Annotated in this window: 6 protein-coding genes; 3 read left to right on the top strand and 3 right to left on the bottom strand. The window is 63.3% G+C overall.

Annotation, left to right across the window (positions count from 1 at the left end; genetic code table 11):
- Positions 1-13: 13 nt before the first annotated feature.
- Complete coding sequence (locus ACOZKU_RS06610) at positions 14-268, bottom strand: DUF982 domain-containing protein (RefSeq protein ID WP_421578174.1); 255 nt, start codon at positions 266-268, stop codon at positions 14-16.
- Between the two features lie 119 nt (positions 269-387).
- On the opposite strand from ACOZKU_RS06610, the gene ACOZKU_RS06605 reads away from it, so the two are divergent.
- The gene (locus ACOZKU_RS06605) at positions 388-1,617 is read left to right on the top strand and encodes a putative DNA modification/repair radical SAM protein (protein ID WP_421578173.1); all 1,230 of its coding nucleotides are present in this window, start codon (positions 388-390) and stop codon (positions 1,615-1,617) included.
- Positions 1,617-3,074 (top strand): UdgX family uracil-DNA binding protein, encoded by a 1,458-nt coding sequence (locus ACOZKU_RS06600; RefSeq protein WP_421578172.1) that lies wholly within the window; start codon positions 1,617-1,619, stop codon positions 3,072-3,074. Before ACOZKU_RS06605 ends, ACOZKU_RS06600 begins: the two co-directional genes overlap by 1 nt.
- A gap of 63 nt (positions 3,075-3,137) precedes the next feature.
- On the opposite strand, the gene ACOZKU_RS06595 is transcribed toward ACOZKU_RS06600, so the two are convergent.
- Positions 3,138-3,509, bottom strand: coding sequence for a CBS domain-containing protein (locus ACOZKU_RS06595; RefSeq protein WP_314093305.1), 372 nt, complete (start codon positions 3,507-3,509; stop codon positions 3,138-3,140).
- Positions 3,488-5,341, bottom strand: a complete 1,854-nt coding sequence (gene treZ / locus ACOZKU_RS06590; RefSeq protein ID WP_421578171.1) for a malto-oligosyltrehalose trehalohydrolase — start codon at positions 5,339-5,341, stop codon at positions 3,488-3,490. The genes ACOZKU_RS06595 and treZ overlap by 22 nt, the downstream gene beginning before the upstream one ends.
- 207 nt (positions 5,342-5,548) lie before the next feature.
- Between treZ and glgX the strand changes: the two genes are divergently transcribed.
- Positions 5,549-7,633, top strand: a complete 2,085-nt coding sequence (glgX, locus tag ACOZKU_RS06585) for a glycogen debranching protein GlgX (protein ID WP_421578170.1) — start codon at positions 5,549-5,551, stop codon at positions 7,631-7,633.
- Positions 7,634-7,640: the final 7 nt, after the last annotated feature.

The raw sequence follows: 7,640 nt of genomic DNA, 5'->3' as shown, positions 1-7,640 counted from the left end.
CGGCCGCGCCGCCTCAGTGAACGTTGATGGCGATATTCGCATCGTAGGCGGCCGCCAGAAAGGCGTCGCGTACATCCTCGTCCTCGACGTCGCCGTCAAGCGCATCGGCGCAGATGCGAATGGCATTGAAGAACGCATCGCCATGTTGCTTCGGCCAGAACTCCAGGAGATAGGCAGCCGCTTCGAGAGAGCTGCGCACGACCACGAAGGATTGTGCTTCGTCGTTGGTGACCACGACGGGCATCGGCCAATTGTGAACGTTTTCCATGACGAACCTCCTTCCGGTGTTCCTCTCCATACAATCAGGGATGGCGGAAAAAGTTCCATACGCTGCGGTACGCAAATCCGGTGCTTGACAGCGAAAACAAGAACATATAGTGAACAGACATGAAGAAATCGCTGCAGCAACGCTTGGCCATCCTGTCGGATGCCGCCAAATACGATGCCTCCTGCGCGTCGAGTGGAACCGTCAAACGCGACTCTGTAGAGAGCGGCGGCCTCGGCTCGACCGAAGGAGCGGGCATTTGCCACGCCTATGCGCCGGACGGGCGCTGCATTTCGCTGCTGAAGATCCTGCTCACCAATTTCTGCATCTTCGACTGCGCCTATTGCATCAACCGCTCCTCGAGTAATGTGGAGCGCGCGCGATTCACGCCGGAGGAGGTGGTCTGGCTGACGCTGGAATTCTACCGGCGCAACTATATCGAGGGCCTGTTTCTCTCCTCGGGCATCATCCGCTCGCCCGATCATACGATGGGTGAAATGGTGCGAGTGGCGAAGGACCTGCGCGTGGTGCATGGTTTTCGCGGCTATATCCACCTCAAGTCCATCCCCGATGCGGCACCCGAATTGATCGAGGAGGCGGGGCTCTATGCCGATCGCCTGTCGCTCAATATCGAACTGCCGACGGACGCCGGCATCGGCCGTTTCGCGCCGGAAAAGCGTCCCGAGGGCATCCGCCGCGCCATGGGGGACCTGCGCCGCAAGATCGAGGCGGCCGATGACCCAACCTTGCAGAGCAAGCGCCGCAAGCGTTTCGTGCCGGGCGGCCAGAGCACGCAGATGATCGTCGGTGCCGATGGCGCCGACGATGCGACCATCCTGAAGACCAGTGCCCGGCTCTATGGCAGCTATGGCCTGAAGCGCGTCTATTATTCCGCCTTCAGTCCCATTCCGGACGCCTCGCGCGCGCTGCCGCTCATCAAGCCGCCGCTGGTGCGCGAGCATCGGCTCTACCAGGCCGACTGGCTCTACCGCTTCTACGGGTTCGGCGTGGACGAGATCACCGCCGCGACCGGCGGCATGCTGGATCTCGACATGGACCCCAAGCTCGCCTGGGCGCTTGCCAACCGGCAGGATTTTCCCGTCGACGTCAACCGGGCGGCGAAGGAGACCCTGCTGCGCGTGCCGGGCTTCGGCACGAAGACGGTCGATGCCATCCTCTCCAGCCGCCGCTTCCGCCGCCTGCGGCTGGAGGATATGGCGCGGCTCGGCGTGTCGGTGCGCAAGGTGAAGGCCTTCATCGAGGCGGAGGGCTGGACGCCGCTGAAGCTTGCCGACCGCGCCGACTTGAAGACGCTCTTCGCGCGCAAGCCGGAACAGCTTTCGTTGCTGTGATGTGGACGATCCCGCTTCTCGCCCGCGGTGATTTTTCCGAATGGCGCGACGCCGCCCGCGCGCTTGCCTCCGCCGGCATCTCGCCGCGCGAGGTGGACTGGCGCATAAAGGGCGACATAGAACTCTTCGAGGCCAGCACGGTGCCGGAACTGCCGCCGCCCGATGCTAGCGCCGCACCGCTCGTGGTGCCGCAGGCCTTCCTGCCGCTGGCCGAGGCGGTTGTGTGCCATACGGAACCGGGGCGCTTCCATCTGCTCTACCGCCTGCTCTGGCGCCTGCAATCCGACCGGCGCCTGCTGGAACTGACGGCGGACAAGGATGTCGCCTGGGCGCGGCTGCTCGCCAAGAACGTCGCGCGCGACAGCCACAAGATGACGGCCTTCGTGCGGTTCAAGGAAATCGCGGGCGAGGCGGACGGCCGCCGGCGGTTCTTCGCCTGGTTCGAGCCGACACATTTCGTCGTCGCCCGCACCGCGCCGTTCTTCCGCCGGCGCTTTGCCGATATGGACTGGATCATCGCCACGCCCAAGGGCACGGCGAGCTGGGATGGCGAAAGCCTGATCGCCGACATGCGGCCGGGCGAAGATCCCGGCCATGGCGATCCGACCGACGCGCTCTGGCGCACCTATTATGCCAGCATCTTCAATCCGGCGCGGTTGAAGACCAAGGCCATGCAGGCGGAAATGCCGAAGAAATACTGGCGCAACCTGCCCGAGGCGTCCCTTATTCCCGAGCTGATCGCCAATGCGGAGGCCAATGTGCGCGCCATGGCCGAGCGGGCGGCCAGCGATCCGCCGACATTCCACTACCGGCTTCAGGAGGCCGCACAGGCAATGCCGTCCACCGGTTTTGCCGAGGCCGGCACGCTGGAGGGCCTGCGCGAAGAGGCGCGGCACTGCACGCGCTGCCCGCTGCATTGCACGGCGACGCAGACCGTTTTCGGCGAAGGGCCGGAGGCAGCGACGATGATGATGGTCGGCGAGCAGCCGGGCGATCAGGAAGACCTTGCCGGCCGCCCCTTCGTCGGCCCGGCCGGGAAAGTGCTGGATGGCGTGCTAAAGGAGGCCGGCCTGGCGCGCGAGACGCTCTACCTCACCAATGCCGTCAAGCATTTCAAATACCAGCCACGCGGCAAGCGCCGCATCCATGAAAAGCCGAACCGCGGCGAGATCGATCATTGCCGCTGGTGGCTGACCAAGGAAATCGATCTCGTCAAACCGCGGATTATCATCGCCCTCGGCGCAACCGCCCTTTATGCGCTGACGGGCGACCGGCGTCCGCTCAGCCAGGTGCGCAGCCGTCCGATTGCAATGGAGGACAATGTCGTGCTCTACCCGACCATCCACCCCTCGTTCCTGCTGCGCCTGCCCGACGAAGCCGAACGCACGCGCCAGCAATCCCTCTTTCTCGAGGACATCAGGGATGTCGGCCATCTGGCAAAGGGCGTTCTCGGCTAAAGCATTCCCAGCAAAAGCGCGAAGCGGTATTGCGTCCGGAAATGTGGAAAAACAAGAAAATGCTCAGATCTGGTGGCGCTTGAAATCCGTCCGCGACACGACGCCGGAAAGGCGGTTCTGGCGGTCGAGCACAGCGAGGCGGCGCAGGTGCAGCGACTGCATGTTGGCGAGCACGCCGGCAGGCTCCTCGTCTTCATAACAATAGGTGATGTTGGTGGTCATGATGTCGGAGACCTTGGTGGTCTCGGCATCGAAGCCGGGAGCAACGGCGCGCAGGATGATGTCACGGTCCGTCAGCGTCCCGACGAGACCACTGGCATCGGCGACCGGCAAGAAGGCGATGTCCCATTCCGCCATGAGACTTGCGGCATATTGCAGCGTCTCCTCCGGGCGGACGAGATGGACATTGCGGGTCATGATGTCGCCGATATGCATGGGGACCTCTCGAAAACCATTTCCGTAGGAACAGTCGAGGGCACTTTTGGTTCCGAAATCCGCTGTGTCCTGTCGAAGGCGACGGATATCCACGGGCCGGTCCCGGCGCCCGGGAAAAAGCTGTAGATCGTTTCGCCGGGCAAGGGGGAGGGTGCTCCGTTCTGCTCCACCAGATTGGCGCGAAGGAGGAGCGTTCCGCCGGGCGAACGCCAGTCGATGGCGACGATGCCATCATCGGCAGGCAGGATATGCGGTTCGACTGTCCCTGACTTCAGCAGCGGTGCGATATGCCGCTGGCGCAGGCCGATCAACTCGCGGAGAAATGCCATCCGCTGCCGGCCTTCGGGCGTTGCGGCGCGCGACCAGTCGAGCTTGGAGCGCTCAAAGGTGTCTTCCGAGAGCGGATCGGGCAGGTCGGCCATGGTCTTGTCTTCCGGCATGCCGCCGAATTTCTCGGCTTCCGCCTCGCGCCCCGCTTTCGTCGCATCGGCAAGCTCCCCCTCGAAATCGGCGAAGAACTGGAAGGGCCGCACCTCGCCATATTCCTCACCCATGAAGAGGAGGGGAACCGGCGGGGACAGGATCAGCAGCGCCGTCATGACCTTGAGCAGATCGGGATCGGTCTGGTTTTCCAACCGGTCGCCGAAGGCGCGGTTGCCGATCTGGTCGTGGTTCTGCAGGAAGTTGATGTTGACGTCCGGCGGGAGCGGATCCTGCGGTGCAGGACCAACGCGATCCTTGGCGCGGTCTGCACGGACGAAGCCCTTGGCGGTGGCTTCCCGGATCGTGCCGATCGTATCGTCGAGGAAATTCTTGTAATACCCACCGGTCTCGCCGGTCGCGACGATATGCAGGGCATGGTGGAATTCATCATTCCAGCCGGCGGTGTAGTGCCTGACGATGCCGCCGTCGCGGTTCAGCAGGCTCTTGCGGCTGTGCTGGTCCTCCACGGCAAGGTGAATGTATCGGCCCGGGGCCGCTGCCCGCACGGTTTCCGCAAGCTCGATCAGAAGATGCGTCTCGCTGTCGTCCTCGATCTGCTCTGTCGCATCGAGCCGCAGCCCGTCGAAGCGGTAATCGACAACCCATTGCAGCGCATTTTCGATGAAGTAGCGCCGCACGGCCGGCTCGTCGAACGCGATGGCCGCACCCCACGGCGTATGCCGTTCGGGATGGAAGAAGTCAGGCGCAATGCGCGGCAACATGTTTCCGACAGGCCCGAAGTGATTATAGACGACGTCGAGCAGTACCATCATGCCCTGACCATGCGCCGCGTCGACAAAGGCCTTCAGCTCGTCGGGCGTTCCATAGGCGGGATGCGGCGCATGAAGCAGCACGCCATCGTAACCCCAGCCGCGCCGCCCTGCGAACTGGGCAACGGGCATGAGCTCTATGGCGGTAATGCCGAGCGCGTGCAGGTGCGGCAGGCGGTCGATTGCGGCGCGAAGTGTGCCTTCCGGCGTGAAGGTGCCGATATGCAGTTCGTAGAGAACCGTCTCCGCCCAGGGGCGCCCCGTCCAGTCGGGATGCTGCCAGACATAGGCGCCATGATCGACGACGAGCGAGGAGCCGTGCACATCGTCCAGCTGGGCGTGGGCGGCCGGGTCCGGCAGTGTTGTGCCGTCGTCAAGGCGGAAGGCGTAGCGGTCACCGGCCGTTGCCTCCGTTCTGCGCTTATGCCAGCCGTCGTCCGTGCGCTGCATGGGAATTTCGCGGCCTTCGATCAGAAGCGTGACTGCCACTTCCGCCGGTGCCCAGAGGCGAAACGTGACGCCGCCGTCCTGCTCCAAAACCGGCCCCCAGCTGCGCTGCGTCATCGATGGTTCCGTCATGTGCATCCTCTCTCATTCGACAGGATCGGAACCGGGCGAACAGCAAATTGTTCCGGAACAATCAGCACCTTTTCGCGTTGCACCATTGTCTTTTCGCGCCCTGCAAACGGTCCGGTGGAGAACCGCTGGACGTGAGAAGGCCATGGCTGCAGCCTGTCGCAGCTCTATCCGGGGAGGCTATCTGCTCACTCGAAGGGGACGCATTGCATGAGTTATTCTTTTTCCGAACTCGACTTCATGAAGCCGGAGCTTGGCGCCGAATTCACCGGCGACGGCACGCATTTCGCGGTATTCTCAGCACATGCGGAGCAGATCGAACTGTGTCTGTTTTCCCCCGATGGGAAAGAAGAAACGGCGCGTCTGGTCTTGCCCAAGCGTGAAGGTGACATCTGGTCAGGCTATATCGCTGGCCTTAAACCGGGCACCGTATATGGTTACCGCGCGCATGGACCCTATGACCCGCAGGCCGGTCATCGTTTCAACCCGAACAAATTGCTGCTCGATCCCTATGCCAAGCAGGTTCTCGGCGAAATCCAGTGGGACGATGCGCTCTATGGCTACAAGATCGGCGATGCGGCGGAGGATCTCTCCTTCGACGAGCGCGACAGTGCGCCCTTCATGGTCAAGGGCGTGGTGCAGGATCCGGAATTCGACTGGGCGGGCGACGCCGCCATCCGCCGGCCCTGGACCGATACGATCATCTATGAAGCCCATGTGCGCGGCATGACGATGACGCATCCCGGCGTGCCGGAGGAGCTTCGCGGCACCTTCATGGGCATGGCGAGCGACGCGATCATCGAGCATCTCGTCGACCTGGGCATTTCCGCCATCGAGCTTCTGCCGATCCAGTATTTCCCGGATGACCGCTACCTGCTCGAAAAGGGCCTGCGCAACTATTGGGGCTACCAGACACTGGGCTTCTTCGCGCCGCAGCCGCGTTTCCTCTCCGGCAAGGCCATCACCGAATTCAAGACCATGGTGAAGCGCTTCCATGCCGCCGGCATCGAGGTCATCATGGATGTGGTCTATAACCATACGGCCGAAGGCTCCGAGCGCGGCCCCACCCTCAGCTTCCGCGGCCTCGACAATCTGAGCTATTATCGCCTGTCGCCGGACGATCCGCGTCATTCTTATGACACGACCGGCACCGGCAACACCGTCAACATCGCCCATCCCATGGTGCTGCGTATGGTGCTGGACAGCCTGCGCTACTGGGTCAGCGCCATGCATGTCGACGGGTTCCGCTTCGACCTGGCCAGCACGCTCGGCCGCACGCGTCATATCGAATTCGACCGCGACGGCGCTTTCTTCGATGCCATCCGGCAGGACCCGATCCTGTCGGGCGTCAAGTTGATCGCCGAGCCCTGGGATGTCGGCGACGGCGGTTACCAGGTCGGTGGTTTCCCCTATCCGTTCCGCGAATGGAACGACAAGTATCGCGACGATGTGCGCCGGTTCTGGAAGGGCGATGGCGGTCTGGTCGCCGGGCTTGCCTCGCGCCTGACCGGTTCGGCGCCGCAATTCAACCATTCCGATCGCGGTGCGACCTCCTCGGTCAACCTGATTAGCGCCCATGACGGCTTCACGCTCATGGACACCGTCTCCTATGACGGCAAGCACAACGAGGCCAATGGCGAGGACAACCGCGACGGCCACTCCGATAACCACTCGCACAATCTGGGTGCTGAAGGCGTGACCGACAACGCCGACATCATCGCCGCCCGCGACCGTCGGCGCCGCAACATGATCGCGACGCTGATGCTGAGCCAGGGCGTACCGATGCTGCTCGGCGGCGACGAACTCGGCAACAGCCAGGGTGGCAACAACAACGCCTATTGCCAGGACAACGAGATCGGCTGGACGGACTGGGGCGGGCTGGACGATCCCTTCCTGAATTTCTGCAAGGGCGCGATCGCATTCCGCAAGGCGCATCCGGCGCTGCGTCAGGAACGTTTCCTGACCGGCGATGCGGCAGAGGACGGTTCGATCGAGATCGCCTGGTACACGCCGGACGGCGGCTTCATGACCGATGCCGCCTGGACGGACGGCAATCTGCGCGCGCTGGGGCTTTTCCTGTCGAAGCCGGCGAACGGCGAAGGTCTGGATCAGCTCTTCCTCGTCTGCAATGCCGGCGGCGACTGCACCGTGAAGCTCCCCGCGGTGAACGGCATCACGGCCTGGAAACGCGTGCTGGATACCGGGGCTGCGGACGATGCGTTCGCCGAACACGCGGCGGAAAGCCCGGCCACGGTCTATGGCGCGAGCATCGCCGTCTTCGAACCTGTGAACTGACGGTCCG

Source organism: Shinella sp. M31 (assembly GCF_049199205.1).
Lineage (GTDB): Bacteria > Pseudomonadota > Alphaproteobacteria > Rhizobiales > Rhizobiaceae > Shinella.
This window is presented reverse-complemented; position numbering and strand designations above follow the sequence as displayed.

What these genes read in the sequence shown, in the direction of transcription:
- ACOZKU_RS06610 (WP_421578174.1), bottom strand. Translation starts at nt 268, where the DNA reads ATGGAAAACGTTCACAATTGGCCGATGCCCGTCGTGGTCACCAACGAC.
- glgX (WP_421578170.1), top strand. Translation starts at nt 5,549, where the DNA reads ATGAGTTATTCTTTTTCCGAACTCGACTTCATGAAGCCGGAGCTTGGC.
- ACOZKU_RS06595 (WP_314093305.1), bottom strand. Translation starts at nt 3,509, where the DNA reads ATGCATATCGGCGACATCATGACCCGCAATGTCCATCTCGTCCGCCCG.
- ACOZKU_RS06605 (WP_421578173.1), top strand. Translation starts at nt 388, where the DNA reads ATGAAGAAATCGCTGCAGCAACGCTTGGCCATCCTGTCGGATGCCGCC.
- treZ (WP_421578171.1), bottom strand. Translation starts at nt 5,341, where the DNA reads ATGACGGAACCATCGATGACGCAGCGCAGCTGGGGGCCGGTTTTGGAG.
- ACOZKU_RS06600 (WP_421578172.1), top strand. Translation starts at nt 1,617, where the DNA reads ATGTGGACGATCCCGCTTCTCGCCCGCGGTGATTTTTCCGAATGGCGC.